General features: G+C 54.6%; 18 protein-coding genes and 1 pseudogene. All 19 read left to right on the top strand.

Features of this window, described 5'->3' with window-relative positions; genetic code table 11:
- Positions 1-12 precede the first annotated feature (12 nt).
- Positions 13-819, top strand: coding sequence for a MinD/ParA family protein (locus tag PHACT_RS01825; RefSeq protein ID WP_070115654.1), 807 nt, complete (start codon positions 13-15; stop codon positions 817-819).
- 22 nt (positions 820-841) lie between these two features.
- Positions 842-1,576, top strand: coding sequence for an RNA polymerase sigma factor FliA (locus PHACT_RS01820; RefSeq protein ID WP_070115653.1), 735 nt, complete (start codon positions 842-844; stop codon positions 1,574-1,576).
- A 184-nt stretch (positions 1,577-1,760) separates the two neighbouring features.
- Positions 1,761-2,141, top strand: coding sequence for a chemotaxis response regulator CheY (locus PHACT_RS01815; RefSeq protein ID WP_317622236.1), 381 nt, complete (start codon positions 1,761-1,763; stop codon positions 2,139-2,141).
- A gap of 10 nt (positions 2,142-2,151) precedes the next feature.
- Positions 2,152-3,015, top strand: coding sequence for a protein phosphatase CheZ (locus PHACT_RS01810; protein WP_083264260.1), 864 nt, complete (start codon positions 2,152-2,154; stop codon positions 3,013-3,015).
- 51 nt (positions 3,016-3,066) lie between these two features.
- On the top strand, positions 3,067-5,256 hold the full coding sequence (locus PHACT_RS01805) for a chemotaxis protein CheA (protein ID WP_070115652.1): 2,190 nt from the start codon (positions 3,067-3,069) through the stop codon (positions 5,254-5,256).
- A 73-nt stretch (positions 5,257-5,329) separates the two neighbouring features.
- Complete coding sequence (locus PHACT_RS01800; RefSeq protein ID WP_070115651.1) at positions 5,330-6,373, top strand: protein-glutamate methylesterase/protein-glutamine glutaminase; 1,044 nt, start codon at positions 5,330-5,332, stop codon at positions 6,371-6,373.
- Positions 6,374-6,407: 34 nt separating this feature from the next.
- Positions 6,408-7,220, top strand: a complete 813-nt coding sequence (locus PHACT_RS01795) for a ParA family protein (protein WP_070115650.1) — start codon at positions 6,408-6,410, stop codon at positions 7,218-7,220.
- Positions 7,213-8,052, top strand: coding sequence for a chemotaxis protein CheW (locus PHACT_RS01790; protein ID WP_070115649.1), 840 nt, complete (start codon positions 7,213-7,215; stop codon positions 8,050-8,052). The genes PHACT_RS01795 and PHACT_RS01790 overlap by 8 nt, the downstream gene beginning before the upstream one ends.
- A 135-nt stretch (positions 8,053-8,187) precedes the next feature.
- Positions 8,188-8,661, top strand: coding sequence for a chemotaxis protein CheW (locus PHACT_RS01785; protein WP_070115648.1), 474 nt, complete (start codon positions 8,188-8,190; stop codon positions 8,659-8,661).
- A 6-nt stretch (positions 8,662-8,667) separates the two neighbouring features.
- Complete coding sequence (locus PHACT_RS01780; RefSeq protein WP_083264259.1) at positions 8,668-9,087, top strand: DUF2802 domain-containing protein; 420 nt, start codon at positions 8,668-8,670, stop codon at positions 9,085-9,087.
- Positions 9,088-9,180: 93 nt separating this feature from the next.
- Positions 9,181-9,867: a cytochrome c biogenesis heme-transporting ATPase CcmA gene (gene ccmA / locus PHACT_RS01775; protein WP_070115646.1), complete on the top strand. Its 687-nt coding sequence runs from the start codon at positions 9,181-9,183 to the stop codon at positions 9,865-9,867.
- The gene (ccmB, locus tag PHACT_RS01770) at positions 9,864-10,565 is read left to right on the top strand and encodes a heme exporter protein CcmB (RefSeq protein ID WP_070115645.1); all 702 of its coding nucleotides are present in this window, start codon (positions 9,864-9,866) and stop codon (positions 10,563-10,565) included. Before ccmA ends, ccmB begins: the two co-directional genes overlap by 4 nt.
- Before the next feature lie 161 nt (positions 10,566-10,726).
- Entirely contained in the window at positions 10,727-11,473 is a 747-nt protein-coding gene (gene ccmC, locus PHACT_RS01765) for a heme ABC transporter permease CcmC (protein WP_070115644.1), read from the top strand.
- A 59-nt stretch (positions 11,474-11,532) separates the two neighbouring features.
- On the top strand, positions 11,533-11,766 hold the full coding sequence (gene ccmD / locus PHACT_RS01760; protein WP_083264258.1) for a heme exporter protein CcmD: 234 nt from the start codon (positions 11,533-11,535) through the stop codon (positions 11,764-11,766).
- Entirely contained in the window at positions 11,763-12,239 is a 477-nt protein-coding gene (gene ccmE / locus PHACT_RS01755; RefSeq protein ID WP_070115643.1) for a cytochrome c maturation protein CcmE, read from the top strand. The genes ccmD and ccmE overlap by 4 nt, the downstream gene beginning before the upstream one ends.
- A pseudogene (locus tag PHACT_RS01750) lies at positions 12,236-14,197 on the top strand (heme lyase CcmF/NrfE family subunit); the annotation flags it as partial. The gene ccmE and the pseudogene PHACT_RS01750, both read left to right, overlap by 4 nt.
- 71 nt (positions 14,198-14,268) lie before the next feature.
- Positions 14,269-14,811, top strand: a complete 543-nt coding sequence (locus PHACT_RS01745) for a DsbE family thiol:disulfide interchange protein (protein WP_070115641.1) — start codon at positions 14,269-14,271, stop codon at positions 14,809-14,811.
- Positions 14,808-15,317 (top strand): cytochrome c-type biogenesis protein, encoded by a 510-nt coding sequence (locus PHACT_RS01740; RefSeq protein WP_083264257.1) that lies wholly within the window; start codon positions 14,808-14,810, stop codon positions 15,315-15,317. Before PHACT_RS01745 ends, PHACT_RS01740 begins: the two co-directional genes overlap by 4 nt.
- 48 nt (positions 15,318-15,365) lie before the next feature.
- On the top strand, positions 15,366-16,637 hold the full coding sequence (ccmI, locus tag PHACT_RS01735; RefSeq protein WP_139141400.1) for a c-type cytochrome biogenesis protein CcmI: 1,272 nt from the start codon (positions 15,366-15,368) through the stop codon (positions 16,635-16,637).
- Positions 16,638-16,663: the final 26 nt, after the last annotated feature.

Below are 16,663 nucleotides of genomic sequence, written 5' to 3'. Positions count from 1 at the left end.
AGAAAACAGGGAATGCATCCCATTCAAGTGCTTGCAGTGACCGGTGGTAAAGGTGGCGTAGGCAAAACAAGTATTTCAGTAAACCTCAGCCTGGCGCTGGCACAGCTGGACAAGCGCGTCGTTCTAATGGATGCTGATCTCGGTCTGGCCAATGTCGATATTCTATTGGGTATCAAGGCCCAACGTACCATTGCTGATGTCCTTTCTGGCGAATGTTCACTGCGTGACATCATGGTTCCGTCACACGGAATTAACGTCATACCGGCGTCCTCTGGTGTGCAGTCACTGGTCACCATGGGCCCTAATCAACACGCTGGTATAGTTAACGCGTTCAGTGAACTGGCGGACGAACTGGATGTCCTGGTGATCGATACGGCCGCAGGTATCTCTGACTCTGTCGTCAGTTTTGTCAGAGCTGCGCAGGAAGTGCTAGTCGTTGTCTGTGATGAGCCGTCGTCAATGACAGACGCTTATGCCCTGATTAAATTATTACACCGGGACTGCCATTTGCAGGACTTCAGAATCGTTGCCAATATGACCCGCTCTGAAGGCGAGGGGCGCAACATGTTCAATCGATTTGCAGGCGTTGCGGGTCGGTTTCTGGATGTGAATCTGCGCTATGCGGGTGATATACCGTTTGATGAAACGCTTCGCAAGGCAGTTCAGCGACAGCGCCCGACGCTGGACTCCTATCCGGGCAGTAAAGCTGCCGGCGCTTATCGTCGACTGGCAAAGGAGGTCAGTCAGTGGCCGGTGAGAACGCAGGCGACCGGTCAGATGGAGTTTTTTGTCGAGCGACTCGTTCAGGGGATGTCCTGATAAGGACTCAACGGGATTGTTTATGACAGGATCTACAGGCGCCTCAGTCTATCAGGACGTGCAATCCGGAAGCATGAATGAGCTGGTTACGCAGCATGCTCCTCTGGTGAAACGTATTGCGCATCATTTGCTTATGCGAATGCCGTCCAGTGTGCAACTTGATGATCTGATTCAATCAGGCATGATTGGCCTGCTGGAAGCTGCCCGCAAGTATGATATGTCCAAGGGTGCCAGTTTTGAAACCTATGCCGGCATTCGCATACGTGGCGCCATGCTGGATGAGATTCGTCGTGGTGACTGGGCCCCACGTTCAGTGCACCGCAAGTCACGCGAGGTGGCAGCGGCCGTCAAATCGGTAGAGATGCGCACTGGCAGTGACGCCAAAGACACCGAAGTAGCCGAAGAATTGGGCATTGACCTGGAAACCTACTACTCGATCCTGCAGGATGCTTCCGGCAGCCGGCTGTTCAGCTTTGATGATCTGACAGAAGGCGGGGACGACTCCGCGCTTGAAGCTGCGTCGGGCGAAATATCAGGCCCGGCAGATGAAATTCAGGACGAGGACTTTCGGGCGCATCTGGCGAAAGCGATTGAAGGCCTGCCAGAGCGTGAAAAGCTCGTACTGGCACTTTATTACGATGAAGAACTCAATCTGAAAGAGATTGGTGAGGTTCTGGGCGTCAGCGAATCCCGTATCAGCCAGATACACAGCCAGGCGGCACTCCGTCTGCGCGCGCGCCTTCAGGAATGGCGCTAAGCTACCTGATATCCCACACCACAAGCGCTTCGCGCTGAGCTATAATGCTCGCCATCTGAATTTATTTCCTTATTAGTGCTAAATTTTTTTAACTTTCAAGCGATAACCTGCTAGGGAGATACCTCGCCGGTGGCGTGTATCCCCGGGTTGAGCACACGACGTGGAGGCGGTTTTGGACAAGAACATGAAAATACTCATTGTTGATGATTTCTCAACAATGCGTCGGATTATCAAGAATCTGTTACGGGACCTGGGGTTCACCAATACCGCTGAGGCAGATGACGGTAGCTCCGCGTTGCCAATGCTGGAGAACGGGCAGTTTGATTTCCTTATCACCGACTGGAACATGCCGGGCATGACCGGTATCGATTTGCTAAAGGCCTGCCGAGCCAGCGAAAAGCTGAAAACCCTGCCTATACTGATGGTGACGGCTGAGGCGAAGAGAGATCAGATTATCGCAGCGGCCCAGGCAGGTGTGAATGGCTATGTGGTGAAACCTTTTACGGCAGCGGCGCTGCAGGAAAAGATTGAGAAAATCTTTGAGCGCATCGACGCCAACAATTAAGGGAAGCCAAATGTCAGATTCAAAGAAAAATACATTGGCAAAAGCGGGCAAAGTCCCGTCGGATTCCGAAATTTCAGAGCTGGCTGCAGCCGGCGCTAAAAGCTTCATGGATGCCATGGTTGAGCGAAAACAGCAGCTGTTGGAAGCGCTGCAACGGGACGACATGGCGGCAGTGGCCGATTATATCCATCAGATAAACCACGCTCGAGATGAAACGCTTTATGTTGAAGTGGGCCGACTGACCCGGGCCTTGCACAATGCCCTGAAGGATTTTCATCTGGAAATTGGTTTGCATGGCAGTGCTGAGGTCAAACACGAGCTGTCGGAAATGGCGGATGCTCGCAGTCGATTGAACTATGTTATTGCCATGACAGAAGATGCTGCCAATCAGACCATGGACCGTGTCGACGAAGCTGCGCCCATGGTGCAAAAGCTCGTTGATGACAGTGCCGACCTTCATAAAGACTGGATTGCCTTCCAGGCTGAAGGCGCGACACAGAAAGACGCTTCGGCAGCGTTGTTTGAGCGTGTTGGTGAGCTTCTGCAGCGTATCAGCGACGACGGACAGGGAATACATACCCGACTCACCGATATTTTGATGGCGCAAGGTTATCAGGACCTTAGTGGCCAGGTAATCAAGCGGGTAATCGAGCTGGTCAGTGACGTAGAACAGAATCTGGTTCGGCTGGTCAAACTTGCCAGTAATGTTGAAGAGGTTGCCGGTATCAAGCCGGCCAGCAGTGACCAGAAGGCTGAGCGGGACGAGAGTCAACGCATTCGTGCTGAAGGGCCGCAAATCAATCAGCAGAATAATCAGGACGTGGTTTCAGGCCAGGATGATGTCGACGATTTGTTATCCAGTCTTGGATTTTGACTCACGCAACAGCCAGAGGCTGATGATGGTGAATCGCAGGAGAGCAGCAACATGAGTTTTTTTGATGACGAAGAGATTCTGGAAGATTTCCTGGTCGAGGCCGGTGAAATTCTGGAACAGCTCTCTGAGCAACTTGTGCAGCTGGAAAAACAACCGGAAGACAAAGATCTGCTGAACGCGATCTTCCGCGGCTTTCACACAGTCAAAGGCGGCGCAGGTTTCCTGCAGCTAACGCCAATGGTCGACTGTTGCCACGTCACTGAGAACCTGTTTGATAACCTGCGTAATGGTAAGCGCCAGGTGACCTCGGAATTGATGGATATTGTGTTGCAGGCGCTTGATTGTGTGAACAACATGTTCGCCCAGATCAAAGAGCGGGTGCCGCCGGAACCGGCAAGCGACGAATTGCTGGAAGCGTTGCAAATGCTGGCAAATGGTGATGACCTTGAGCCTGCAGCAGCGAGCCCGGATGCGTCAGTTGTTGCTCAGGTGACGGCGCCACAGGATGCGAAGCTTTCCGCTGAAGCCAGTGCCGGTGATGACATGACTGACGAGGAATTCGATCAGTTACTGGCAGCACTGGACTCGGCGGACTTTGAAGCGGAAGCGGAAAACCGTGCCAGCGAATCGACGACAGCTCCGGACCAGGGTGCCGGCGGCGATGAAATTAGCGACGACGAGTTCGAAGCACTGCTCGACCAGTTGCAGGGAGCGCCGAATGCGTCTGCGGCTGGTAAAGAGCCCTCAGCGGATAAAGAGCCCTCAGCTCAGAAAGAGCCGTCAGCCAAGAAAGAGCCCTCAGCGGATAAAGCACCCTCAGCGGATAAAGCGCCCTCAGCCGACGCCAGCAACCCCAATAACGACGAAATCACCGATGACGAGTTTGAAGCTCTGCTCGATCAACTCCATGGTGGAAAATCCTCCGACACCGCCCCGGAGCCCGCGTCGACACCTGAACCTGTTCAGCCAGCAGCACAACCCAAGCCCACTCTGAAAGCGGTACCCACCACAGGCAGCAAGCCGGCAACAAAGCCCGAGACCAAGACGCCCGCGGCCGATCAGGCTCCTGCGGCTGAAACCACAGTGCGCGTTGATACGCGTCGTCTGGATGACATCATGAATATGGTCGGCGAACTGGTTCTGGTTCGAAACCGGCTGGTTCGAATCGGATCAACAGCTGCGGACGAAATGTTGTCGAAAGCGGTTGCCAACCTGGACCTGGTGACGGCTGACTTGCAAAGCTCGGTCATGAAGACCCGTATGCAGCCAATCAAGAAGGTGTTTGGTCGCTTCCCCCGGGTGGTAAGAGACCTGGCGCGTAGTTTGAAAAAAGAAGTTACACTGGAACTGCACGGCGAAGACACCGACCTCGACAAGAATCTGGTAGAGGCGCTTGCCGACCCGTTGGTCCACCTGGTCAGAAACGCCGTCGATCATGGTATCGAATTGCCGGACAAGCGAGCAGCGGGAGGTAAACCCCGACAAGGTACAATTTTGTTGGCGGCAGAACAGGAAGGTGATCATATCCTGTTGACCATCAGTGATGATGGTAATGGCATGGATCCCGATGTGTTGCGCGGCAAGGCCGTGGAAAAAGGCATTATGGACAAAGATGCCGCTGACCGGCTCAGCAACAGCGAGTGTTTTGATCTGATATTTGCACCTGGTTTTTCTACCAAGACCGAAGTCTCGGATGTCTCCGGCCGGGGTGTTGGTATGGACGTGGTGAAAACCAAAATCACACAACTGAATGGCTCCGTGTTTATCGACTCCAAGCCAGGCGAAGGCACGCGCATCGAAATCAAGGTGCCCTTGACGCTGGCGATAATGCCGACATTGATGATTCTGGTCGGCGAACAGGCCTTTGCTTTGCCGCTGGCCAGTGTCAGCGAAATATTCAACCTCGATTTAAACGGTACCCATGTGGTTGATGGACAGCAGGTTGTCACCGTGCGCGACAAAGCCTTGCCGCTGTTTCATTTGCGGCGTTGGCTGACTCAGGATATGCCGCAGAGTGCCGGTGAACAGAAAACTGATGCTAACGTGGTTATAGTCAGTGTCGGTGCACAACGGGTCGGCTTTGTAGTGGACACGCTGATTGGCCAGGAGGAAGTGGTTATCAAGCCGCTGGGGCGAATGCTGCACGGCACGCCAGGTATGGCCGGCGCAACCATAACCGGGGATGGTCGTATCGCAGTGATTCTCGATGTTCCCGGTTTGCTTAAACGTTATGCTGCCTGATGGCATCGACGCAAAGCTGGAATGTAAAGGTTGGCTTCAAAGGCGCTATTAGCGCCAACAGGTACAATGAACAATGACAATTAAGGTGTTGGTGGTCGATGATTCGGGTTTCTTCCGGCGTCGACTGACAGAACTGATCAATGCGGATGGCCGGTTGCAGGTTATCGGTACCGCAAGTAACGGCCAGGAAGCGATTGACCAGGCAGGCCGCCTGCGTCCAGATGTCATCACCATGGACTATGAAATGCCGGTGATGGATGGCATCACCTCCTTGCGTGAAATCCATCGCAAGCTGCGCATTCCAGTGTTGATGTTTTCGTCGCTGACCTATGAGGGCGCACGGGTAACGCTTGATGCACTTGAGGCGGGGGCTGTTGACTATCTTCCCAAGAACTTCGAAGAGATATCGAAGCACCCGGAAGAAATACAAAAAATACTGTGCGACCGTATCGTTATGGTGTCCGGCAGCCGGACTTCCGTGGCTTCGGCTGCACCAACAACGGCCGCCCCTGCGCCAGCGGTCGCGGCAACGCCGACGCGACGGGGCGGACTGCGCTCAACGCAACTGGTTGTGATTGGGGCCTCTACCGGTGGGCCGATGGCCTTGCAGGAAGTGCTGACCCGCTTGCCTGCCAACTTCCGCTTGCCCATACTGCTGGTACAACATATGCCGGGCACTTTTACCAAGGCGTTCGCTGAGCGGCTGGACCGGATTTGTCAGATCAGTGTCAGTGAAGCCAAAGACGGTGATGTATTGCGAGCGGGGCATGCTTATCTGGCACCGGGTGGCAAACAGATGTTGTCTGATGGTCATATGCGAATCCGGGTGACTGAAGGTGAATCGCATCTCAACTACAAACCCTCACTGGACGTCACCTTCGGGTCCGTTGCGCGGGATCTGGGCGGCAAAGTCCTGGGTGTGGTGCTCACAGGTATGGGGGCTGATGGCCGGGAAGGGGCGCGACTGCTTAAAGCCGAAGGGGCTACAATCTGGGCGCAGGATGAGGCAAGTTGTGTTATCTACGGGATGCCGATGGCTGTCGCCAAAGCCGGGCTGGTCGACGAGGTACTGGATCTGCGGCGCGTTGCGCCACGACTTTGTGAAGAAATCAACTGAACGCGCATAAACATACGCAGCGAGGCCTGTTGACATGAGAGTCTGGTCAGTAGCCAATCAGAAAGGGGGCGTTGGTAAAACGACTACCACGGTTGCCCTTGGCTGCCTGTTGGCTCAGCAAGGCAAGCGGGTGCTGATGCTTGATCTGGATCCGCAGGCGTCTCTGGGCAGCTATTTTGGTCATTCGCCTGAATCCACATCGCATAGCAGCTTTGACTGGTTTGCGCCGCCAGGCAAACTGGACCCAGCGCAGCTTGATGCCAGCATTCATGATACTGACGCGTCGGGTCTCAGTCTGGTGCCCGGAAATACCGCGCTCGCGACCATGGAGCGCAATGCAGTTTCTCAGGAAGGCATGGGCCTGGCGGTCTCGCGCGCGCTGACCTGTCTGTGGGATCGATTTGACCATGTTCTGATAGACAGTCCACCGACACTGGGCGTGCTGCTGGTCAATGCGCTGGCCGCATCAGAACAGGTCATTGTGCCAGTACAGACAGAATTTCTCGCGATCAAAGGTGTTGAACGCATGCTTAATACACTGCAAATGATCAATCGCTCCCGGCGACATCCTTTGCCCTACCTGTTAGTGCCGACGCTGTTTGACCGGCGCACCCAGGCTGGCGTCAGCAGCTTCAGGCACATGCGCAAAACCTGGCCTGAGCATGTCTGGAATTCGGCGATTCCGGTTGATACTCGACTGCGCGATGCCAGTGCCAAAGGCGTCACGCCACTGGCGCTGGACCCCGACAGTCGCGGTATTCAGGCCTATGGCTCGTTGTTGAAGACTTTGTTGAAAACGACATCAGAGGCGCCGCTGGTCGCAACAGGAGCAGTTGTCCATGGTTAACGAACAGGTGTCGACACAAACGCATTCGAAATCGGCATCACAGGGTGTTGTCCAGGATTATCTGGATGTATTGCTGCGCAATGTTCTGCCAGATGAAGAGCCACAACCAGACCTGACGTCACCGTCACAAGCTGTGTCAACGCAGATGGCTGCGACTGTATCAGAGGCCACCTCTCTTGAAGAATGGTCGGCCGACCCGGTCGCCAGTCCGGTGCTACAGCAGGTTGTGGCGCCGGAGCCCGAGTTGGCACCTGAGCTGGCGATACCGGCCCCTGAGCAGACGCTTGACCTGTCGCGGGTAGAAACACCAACCACGAACCAGGAGCAGGAGCAGGAGCCGGCTGGGGCGTCTATGCCCTGGGCCGAGAAACCCTTTGCCAGTCTGTTATTTGATGTGGTGGGACTGAAGCTGGCGGCGCCCCTGCACGAACTGGGCGGGATAATGCCCCTGGCAGACAAGCTGCAGCCCATGGTAGCGCAGGCCGACTGGTTTATGGGGCTGATCCGCTGGAACGGCAAAACCATACGGGTGGTCGATACTGCGCGCTTTGTCATGCCTGAACGGGTAGACGCAGAACAACAGATCGAGTACCAGAGCATTGTTGTGCTGGGCGACAGTCATTGGGCATTGGCGGTCAACAACGCAGATCAGTCCGCTCATCTGCAGCCCGCGGACATTCGGTGGCGCAAGACTTCGGGTAAACGACCCTGGCTGGCAGGTACCGTGTTGGGACGTTTGTGCGCGCTGCTGGATGTGGAAGTGCTGGTAAGCATGCTGGATGCCAGTGATACGGCCCGGCAGATTAAAGCGGACCTGCTTAAGGAAGATTAAACAAAGCGGCGCGCCGAGTCTGGACTAAAACAATGGCACAGAACCTGCATTATATATTGCGGATGTCTGTGTGGTCTTCTGAAGCGCTGGAAAATTGACGCTTGTCATAATAGACATTTAATAACGGGGAAGCCCATGGGCGAAGTCAAGAAACAGGATAACGATCAGGTACTGCAGTGGGTAACGTTCCAACTGGAGAATGAGACCTACGGCGTTGATGTCATGGTCGTCAAAGAAGTGCTTAAATTTCAGGATATTGCGCCGGTTCCTGGTGCGCCTTCCTATGTCATGGGCATTATCAATATTCGTGGCACGGTGATATCGGTTATCAATACCCGGTGCCGTTTTGGCTTGCCGGACCGTGAGCCAGATGACAATACCCGTATCGTCATCATAGAAATTGGACAGCATATTATTGGCATTGTGGTCGACAGTGTGGCTGAGGTGGTTTACCTGAAGCGTTCCGAGATCGAAACACCGCCACAAGTAAATAAAGACGATTCGGCTCGTTTTATACAGGGGGTCTGTCATCGCGACGATCAGCTCCTGATCCTGGTGGAGCTGGACAAACTGCTCAGTGAAGAAGAACTGGCCGAACTCGATAATTGATCTGGAATGAATTGGAGCTTGATGATGTTGATGACCTTAAGCACGGCACTGACACTGGTCCTGATTGCTGGTTTTGGCCTGACCCTGGGCGCCTTGCAGATCGTCAACATGCGTAAAGTCAATCGATTGAATCAGGCGTTGACGGAAGTCTCTACGCGTCAGGAAGCATTGATGCGCGCCAATGGTGGCGCTGTGGTAAAGCTGGGCCAGAGCATGCACAGCCTGGAGCAGCGGGTGACGCTGACTGCCAGGCGACAGCAGGAGCTGGAAAACAAGGATGCGGGCAGTCTGACCTACGACCAGGCAAGCAAACTGATTCAGATGGGCGCAGCCCCAGAGGATCTGGTAAAAACCTGCGGGCTGTCCCAGGCTGAAGCTAAACTGGTGTCGCTGATGGCGGCCCGGGGTGTTGGCAAACCTGCCTGATTCAGTCTCCGGTAACAAGATTTCCTGCGATTTTGTGGTTATAATCGAGGCTTCATTGCAGCCGCCGAGAACTATCGCCATATCACTCGCCTTATGACCCCTGATGAACCCCTGATTTCGACCGAAACCGACCTGCAGTCGGGTACAGACTCACTGTTACAGGTACAGTCGTTGTTCTGTGAGCGTGACGAGCGGGTGCTTTTTTCGGATTTGAACTTTTCCCTGCAAGCCGGACAACTGTTGCAGGTGCTGGGCAGCAATGGCAGTGGCAAAACCACGTTGCTGCGTATCATCTGTGGCCTCAATGACAGTTACCAAGGCAATATCCTGTGGTGCGGCGAGCCGGTTCGCGAACAACGCGAGACCTTTCTGGCTTCGCTGCTTTATATTGGGCACCGCGTCGGTGTGAACCGGATTCTGACGCCTCGTGAAAATCTGCGCTGGAGCGCCTCCCTGCACACGCCGGTGGACGACAGTCGTATTGACAGCGCGCTGGCGAGGGTTGGCCTCAAGGCCTATGAGGATGTGCCATGCCGGAATCTGTCGGCCGGTCAGAATCAGCGGGTATCTCTGGCCCGACTGTTGATCAGTCCAGCGGTGCTGTGGATCCTCGATGAACCCTTCACAACTCTGGATGTTTACGGCGTTCGCGAGCTGGAACAGCTGCTTTCCGAGCATGTCGGCAAGGGCGGCGCTGTGCTGGTCACTACGCACCATCGGCTTAATGTTCCCTGCGCGGTTGAACGTCTGAACCTGGACGGCGTGGAGCAACCGGCATGAGCGCCTCTTCAACAACACCCGAGGTCAGCACCTGGGGCGCGTTTCTGGCGACGCTACGACGTGATCTGCTGGTTGCCTTTAAACGCCGCAACGACCTGCTTAACCCGATCATGTTTTTTCTGATCGTGGTGACGCTGTTTCCGCTTGGCGTGAGCCCGGACCCTCTGGAATTGACCCGGATAGCCGCAGGTGTGGTCTGGGTGTCCGCGTTGCTGGCCTCCATGCTGTCTCTGGACAACCTGTACCGGGCCGATTATGAGGACGGTTCCCTGGAGCAGTTGCTGTTATCGCCACAGCCCCTGTTTTTTCTGGTGCTGGCAAAGAATATCGCACACTGGCTGATCAGTGGTCTGCCTGTGGTGGTATTGTCCCCGTTACTTGCGTACATGCTTTATCTGCCTGAATCGGCCTACTGGACGCTGGTGCTGACGTTATTGATAGGTACACCGGTATTAAGCCTGTTTGGCTCCATCGGCGTGGCGCTGACCGTAGGCCTGGGTAGCCGCGGCCTTATTCTGGCGGTGATTGTTTTGCCGTTGACGATGCCGGTGCTTATAATCGGCGCCAAAGCAGTCAGCGATGTCATGTTCGGGCTGCCAGTGGGCAGTCATTTTGCCTTGCTGGGGGCGATCCTGGCGGTCGCGCTGAGTATTGCGCCGCTGGCGTCAGCTGCTGCATTGCGGATCAGTGTCAGTTAAGAATGGCTTCTGGTGCTGGCTACAGGTGCGTTACAAAGCGTAACAGGGGTGCCGAGATCAGCGTGTTATAGTCAAGTAATCAGCGGCTTAGCGTAAGTTCTTGCAGGTGCGCGCTAACCTTAAAATCAGTTTAACCGATACAGAAAGAGAAACAGGCAACTATGTGGTTATGGTTTTCAAAACTGGGGTCTCCACGCTGGTTCTATGAATTGTCCAGCAAGTGGCTGCCCTGGCTCTACGCCGCCATGGCGGTGCTGATGCTGGTGGGCCTGACCTGGGCGCTTTTGTTTGTGCCGGAAGATTACCAGCAGGGGAATACAATCCGGATCATGTACGTGCATGTACCGGTAGCCAGTATTTCTCTGGCCTGCTTTCCACTGATGGCAATTGCTGGTGCCATCACGCTGGTATGGAAAATGAAACTGGCCGACATGGTCGCCAAATGTGTGGCGCCGATAGGGCTTTGGTTTACCGGCCTGGCGCTGGCCACAGGGGCGATCTGGGGCGAGCCGATATGGGGCACCTGGTGGGCCTGGGATGCCAGATTAACATCGATGCTGATCCAGTTTTTCCTGTTTGTCGGCGTGATAGCACTGCGTTCAGCTATTGAAAGTACCGATGCGGCAGCCAAAGCCTGTGCTGTGCTGGCTATTGTCGGCGCCATCAATGTGCCCATCATCAAATATTCGGTGGAATGGTGGAACACCTTACACCAGCCCGCCAGCACAATCTCCATGGACGCCACCGCGCCGAATCCGCCGGAGATATGGGTGCCGCTCTTGATCATGATTGCGGCGGTTTATCTGCTGTTTGTGATTTCGCTTATTTTACGCACACGCAATGAAATTCTGCAGCGTGAGCGCCGGTCGCAATGGGTGACCGAATTAGTTGCACGCAGCCAGGGTTGATGCGCAATTAGACGAATCAGCTCGCTATTCACCTTGTATCCGGGGAGTCGGGGACCAAAATGCCAACATTGCAGTTTTCCAGCGTTAGCGAATTCATCCAGATGGGCGCGTACAGCTTTCACGTGTGGGTGGTTTACCTGCTGTTTGCGGTTTTTGTGGGTTACAATCTGCTGTTGCCGGGACTACAGCGCAAACAGTTTGTAAGCGAGCAGAAGCGCCGCGCGCAACGCGACGCAGAGTTGACGGTTCAGGCTGCCCGCCGTAAAGACAGCCATAGCAGAGGTGAAGGATGAAAGCGCATCGCAAAAAAACCCTGGGTATCATCCTGTTCATCGCGGCTGGCCTGAGCGTGGCCATCGGTCTGTCGCTGTACGCACTCAGCTCAAACATAGATCTTTTTTATACGCCGACACAGATTGCCGCAGGTGAAGTGGCACCGGGGCAACGAATCCGCATAGGTGGCATGGTCAAGGAAGGTTCCATTCTGCACAGCGAAGAGCAGTTGCAGGTCAATTTTGTAGCCACGGATTATGCCAACGATGTTGATGTGCAATACAACGGTATTTTGCCGGACCTGTTCCGTGAAGGGCAGGGTATTGTTGCTGAAGGCAGCGTCACACCCGAAGGGCAGTTTGTTGCGTCGCGTGTGCTGGCTCGTCACGATGAAAACTACATGTCTGTCGAAGTCAAAGCTGCGATGGACGCGGCAGAGCGGGAACGGGTCATGGGTCAGGCGCCAGCGCAGGGTCAGGGGAGCTATCAATGATTCCTGAACTCGGTAATTTCTCCCTGATACTGGCATTCTGCCTGAGCATCATTCTGGGCGTGATTCCGATGATTGGTGCTGCACGCGACAACCTGCTGTGGATGAAACTGGCGCGCCCGCTCACTGCCGGCATTTTTGTGTTTCTCTCTATCAGCCTGCTGATTCTTGGTTACAGTTTTGTCACCGATGACTTTTCTGTGGCATTTGTCGCCAATCACTCCAACTCGGCATTGCCCATACAGTACAAGATTACCGCAGTCTGGGGTGGTCATGAAGGATCTTTCCTGTTCTGGACCTGGATGTTGTCGGCGTGGATGCTGGCGGTCACAGTGTTCAGCAAGGCCATGCCCGACGATTTTGTTGCCCGTGTGCTGTCCATCATGGGCCTTATCTGTGTCGGTTATACCCTGTTCATGCTGGCGACTTCGAACCCGTTTGACCGGGTGTTGCCACTGGCTCCCGCTGATGGAGCTGACCTGAATGCGGCGCTGCAGGATTTTGCCTTCATCATTCATCCGCCATCGCTCTACATGGGTTATGTCGGTTTCTCCGTCGTGTTTGCCTTTGCCATTGCGGCGCTGATCAGCGGTCGTCTGGATGCAGCATGGGCGCGCTGGTGTCGGCCCTGGGCCAATGCGGCATGGGCGATTCTGACGCTCGGTCTGTCTCTGGGTTCCTGGTGGGCGTATTACGAATTGGGCTGGGGCGGTTGGTGGGCCTGGGATCCGGTAGAGAATCCACCACTGATTACCTGGTTGCTGGGGGCCGCCATGATTCACTCGCTGGCGGCGACCGAAAAGCGCGGTGTGTTTAAAAGCTGGACAGTGCTGCTGGCCATCATGGCATTTGCATCCAGTCTGCTGGGCACGTTCATTACGCGTTCGGGGTTGCTGACGTCGGTGCATGCATTTGCTACTGACCCGACCCGCGGTGTTTATATTCTGGGTTTCCTGGGTCTGATAATTGGTGGTTCGTTATTGCTGTATGCGATGCGGGCCCCGGCACTCAAAAGCGAATTCGGTTTTGGTTCCTGGTCCAGAGAAGTTTTCCTGCTGGCCAATAATATGATTCTGGTTGTGGCCAGTGCTGCGATACTGCTGGGCACGTTGTACCCCATCGTCTATCAGGCCGCCACCGGTGGTGACCTTATTTCTGTCGGACCACCGTACTTCAATACAATTTTTGTTCCGCTGATGGGAATTCTGGTGGTGTTGATGGGCATTGGCCCCATCAGCCGATGGAAAAAAACATCGGCCAGTTATTTGCGACAACAGTTGATGAAGGTACTGATTGCTGCGCTGACACTGGGCGTCGCCATTCCAGTTGTGTTGACACTGGAAGTACCACTGGCTGCCATCGGCACCGTAGTGCTGGCCTTATGGGTGATGTTTGCCATGTTCAGGGATCTCTGGAGTAAATCCGGCAACAAGGCAACCCGGCTGGCCGGACTCAAGAGTTTGTCGCTAAGCTACTGGGGCATGCAACTGGCGCATTTCGGTTTTGTCATGACCATGGCCGGCGCCTGTCTGACCAGTATTTACAGTATCGAACGCAGCGTGTTGCTGCAGCCAGGGCAGAGCGCGGAACTGGGCAACTACACCTTTGTTTTTAACGGCACCGAGCCGGTTCAAGGTCCCAATTTTATTGCTGACGAAGCATCCATCACGGTGATTCGTGGCGATACTTACATGCTTGATCTGTATCCGCAGAAGCGTCTGTACACGGCCAGTGGCACACCCACCACGCAGATGGGAATAGACGGTCGATTCTTCCGTGACCTGTTTGTGTCTCTGGGGGACCCACGCGCCAGTGGTGCCTGGACCATGAGTCTGTATGTAAAACCTTTTGTACGCTGGATCTGGATAGGAACATTATTCATCGCTCTGGGTGGTATTCTCGCGGTCACCGACAAACGTTATCGACGTTACAAAGTCCGGCGCGGGGAAGCAGTCAGTGTCGGTCCTGATGGGACTTCTCATGGAACTGCATCTGACCCGGCACCGACACAGCATGGCGGGGAGTTGACGTCATGAAGAACCTGAAGTTGTATCTGCCCGTGATTGGGTTTGCTGCGCTGGCAGTGCTGATGTGGCGGGGGTTGTACCTTGATTCGCGCACATTGCCATCGATGCTGCTGGACCGACCCTTGCCCGAGTTCGAGCTCAGAGCGCTGGAAACAGGCGATCAGCTGCTGTCTGTGCAGGACCTGCCTGATGAACCGTTCATCCTTAATATATGGGGTAGTTACTGTCTGCCATGTCTGCAGGAGAACCCGATTTTCATGGCAGCCAAGGAAGCAGATGTCATTCCCATTATCGGTGTGAACTATAAAGATACAGACGCTGCTGCCCGCGAGTGGCTGGACGATAATGGCAACCCGTTCACGCTGAGCATTATTGATGACACCGGGCGCTATGGTATTGACCTGGGTGTTTATGGTGCACCTGAGACCTTCATTGTTGATGCACAGGGTGTCATTCGATACAAACATATCGGTGTGATTGATTATCAGTCATGGGACGAGGAAATTTTGCCCGTTATTGATGCCGTGCAGGCCGAGGCAGGTTCATGATGCGTCGTTCATTACTAAAAAGCTTCGCCTTGCTATTATCACTCGTGTTGCTGATACCACTGCACAGCGAAGACACACAGGCGGCGGTTGATGTTTATGAGTTTGAAACGGCAGAGCAGGAGCAGCGCTTCCGTGCTCTGTCCAACGAGTTTCGTTGCCCCATGTGTCAGAACGCCAATCTGACCAGCTCGCCAGGTGGCGTTGCTGCGGATCTGCGACGCGAAATCTATCGCATGATCATTGAGGGGCAGACGGATCAGGAAATTGAAGCGTTCATGCTGGCCCGATATGGAGACTTTATTTTGTATCGACCACGACTGACGCTGGAGACAGTTCTGCTCTGGTTTGGTCCGTTGCTGTTCTTGCTCATCGGTATCTGGGCTGCGTATTCGATTATGAAACGAAGCGGCAAAGAAACCCCGCAAGCATCCGGGTCGCTCAGCGACGATGAAGAAGTCCGGCTAAAACAGCTTCTTGCTGAAAAAGCGAAAACAGGACAGGACTAGCGCTAAGACGCCCTTACCAACCCCTCCCACTGCCAAGAAGGTGATAATTTGTTCTGGATAGTCAGTCTGCTACTCATGTTGCTCGCGGTACTTTTTGTGCTGGTGCCGGTCGTGCGGTTTGCGATGCAACAGAAACATGCGGTTAGTGGTGGGCAATTTCATCGGGACTCGGCGAATCTGATGATTTTTGAGGAAAGACTGGCCGAGCTGGATGCAGAGCGTGAGGGCGGGGCTCTGGATGACGAGCAGTATCAGGCACTAAAAGCAGAACTGCAACGAACCCTGCTGGCAGATATTAAACCGGAAACAGCAGAGAAAGAATCGGCTCCTGCACGAGCACAAACGCCCGGGTTTTCGGCATTGCTGGCACCGTCACGGTTGCTACCGGTATTAACCATCGTGCTGATGCTGCCGCTGGCATTTTATCTCTACGGCGTCTGGGGTTTTGAGCGAGACCTGGAGATCGCGGATGTATTTGAACGCAGTCGGGATAACCAGGGTGATCCGGAAGAGCTTCGAGACCTGATTTTTGAATTGGGTGCAATTATCGAGGAAGACGCCCGGAACGGCTGGGCCTGGTACTACCTGGCTCGACATCTGGTCAGCCTCGGTCAGATAAATGAGGCCGCCCAGGCGTTTGAGCGGGCAGCGGCGAATATTGAAAATGAGCAGGATCGGGCTATTGTTCTGGGACAGTACGCGCAGGCTGCCTACATTTCTTCCGGGCAACAGATAACACAGGAAGTCCAGGCAATTATTGATCAGGCTCAACGCCTGAACCCGGCAGAACAATCGGTGCTGCAACTGCTGGGCGCTGATGCCTTTGTGAATGAAAACTATCAGGGTGCAATAACGTACTGGCAACAATTGCTGGGCATGTCCCGGAATCAGGATGACAGGCAGTTTCTGCAACAGATGATGGCAGAGGCTCAGCAGCGAATGGCTGCGGCCGGAGAAACGATTGATAGTCTTCAGGGTCCACGAGTCGAGATCAGTCTGTCGCTGCAGCCGGAACTGGAGTTTGCGCCTGATACCCGGGTGTTTGTGTCCGCACGTAATGTTGAGATGACAGGTCCGCCTCTGGCAGCACAGGTGCTGACAGTCGCCGATCTGCCTGCGGTGGTTAGCTTGTCGGATGCCAATGCTGTCGGACCCTTTAATCTCTCTTCAGCTGAGGAAGTCACCATAGTGGCGACGGTTTCGCTCAGTGGGTCAGCCGATGTACAATCAGGAGACTTCCAGGTGCGATCGCCGACACTGCAACTCTCCGACGATGAGCCGGTCCGGCTGCAAATGCAAATTGCCGATGCGCTGCCCTGATGCAGTCAGTAGGCCCATGCTACTAA

The sequence above is a fragment of the Pseudohongiella acticola genome (assembly GCF_001758195.1).
Classification (GTDB): domain Bacteria; phylum Pseudomonadota; class Gammaproteobacteria; order Pseudomonadales; family Pseudohongiellaceae; genus Pseudohongiella; species Pseudohongiella acticola.
The sequence above is the reverse complement of the archived record's forward strand: the minus strand, read 5'-3'. Positions and strand labels throughout refer to the sequence as shown.

Excerpts from the sequence above, each read along its gene's own strand:
- PHACT_RS01825 (WP_070115654.1), top strand. The coding sequence starts at position 13 with ATGCATCCCATTCAAGTGCTTGCAGTGACCGGTGGTAAAGGTGGCGTA.
- PHACT_RS01820 (WP_070115653.1), top strand. The coding sequence starts at position 842 with ATGACAGGATCTACAGGCGCCTCAGTCTATCAGGACGTGCAATCCGGA.
- PHACT_RS01815 (WP_317622236.1), top strand. The coding sequence starts at position 1,761 with ATGAAAATACTCATTGTTGATGATTTCTCAACAATGCGTCGGATTATC.
- PHACT_RS01810 (WP_083264260.1), top strand. The coding sequence starts at position 2,152 with ATGTCAGATTCAAAGAAAAATACATTGGCAAAAGCGGGCAAAGTCCCG.
- PHACT_RS01805 (WP_070115652.1), top strand. The coding sequence starts at position 3,067 with ATGAGTTTTTTTGATGACGAAGAGATTCTGGAAGATTTCCTGGTCGAG.
- PHACT_RS01800 (WP_070115651.1), top strand. The coding sequence starts at position 5,330 with ATGACAATTAAGGTGTTGGTGGTCGATGATTCGGGTTTCTTCCGGCGT.
- PHACT_RS01795 (WP_070115650.1), top strand. The coding sequence starts at position 6,408 with ATGAGAGTCTGGTCAGTAGCCAATCAGAAAGGGGGCGTTGGTAAAACG.
- PHACT_RS01790 (WP_070115649.1), top strand. The coding sequence starts at position 7,213 with ATGGTTAACGAACAGGTGTCGACACAAACGCATTCGAAATCGGCATCA.
- PHACT_RS01785 (WP_070115648.1), top strand. The coding sequence starts at position 8,188 with ATGGGCGAAGTCAAGAAACAGGATAACGATCAGGTACTGCAGTGGGTA.
- PHACT_RS01780 (WP_083264259.1), top strand. The coding sequence starts at position 8,668 with ATGAATTGGAGCTTGATGATGTTGATGACCTTAAGCACGGCACTGACA.
- ccmA (WP_070115646.1), top strand. The coding sequence starts at position 9,181 with ATGACCCCTGATGAACCCCTGATTTCGACCGAAACCGACCTGCAGTCG.
- ccmB (WP_070115645.1), top strand. The coding sequence starts at position 9,864 with ATGAGCGCCTCTTCAACAACACCCGAGGTCAGCACCTGGGGCGCGTTT.
- ccmC (WP_070115644.1), top strand. The coding sequence starts at position 10,727 with ATGTGGTTATGGTTTTCAAAACTGGGGTCTCCACGCTGGTTCTATGAA.
- ccmD (WP_083264258.1), top strand. The coding sequence starts at position 11,533 with ATGCCAACATTGCAGTTTTCCAGCGTTAGCGAATTCATCCAGATGGGC.
- ccmE (WP_070115643.1), top strand. The coding sequence starts at position 11,763 with ATGAAAGCGCATCGCAAAAAAACCCTGGGTATCATCCTGTTCATCGCG.
- PHACT_RS01745 (WP_070115641.1), top strand. The coding sequence starts at position 14,269 with ATGAAGAACCTGAAGTTGTATCTGCCCGTGATTGGGTTTGCTGCGCTG.
- PHACT_RS01740 (WP_083264257.1), top strand. The coding sequence starts at position 14,808 with ATGATGCGTCGTTCATTACTAAAAAGCTTCGCCTTGCTATTATCACTC.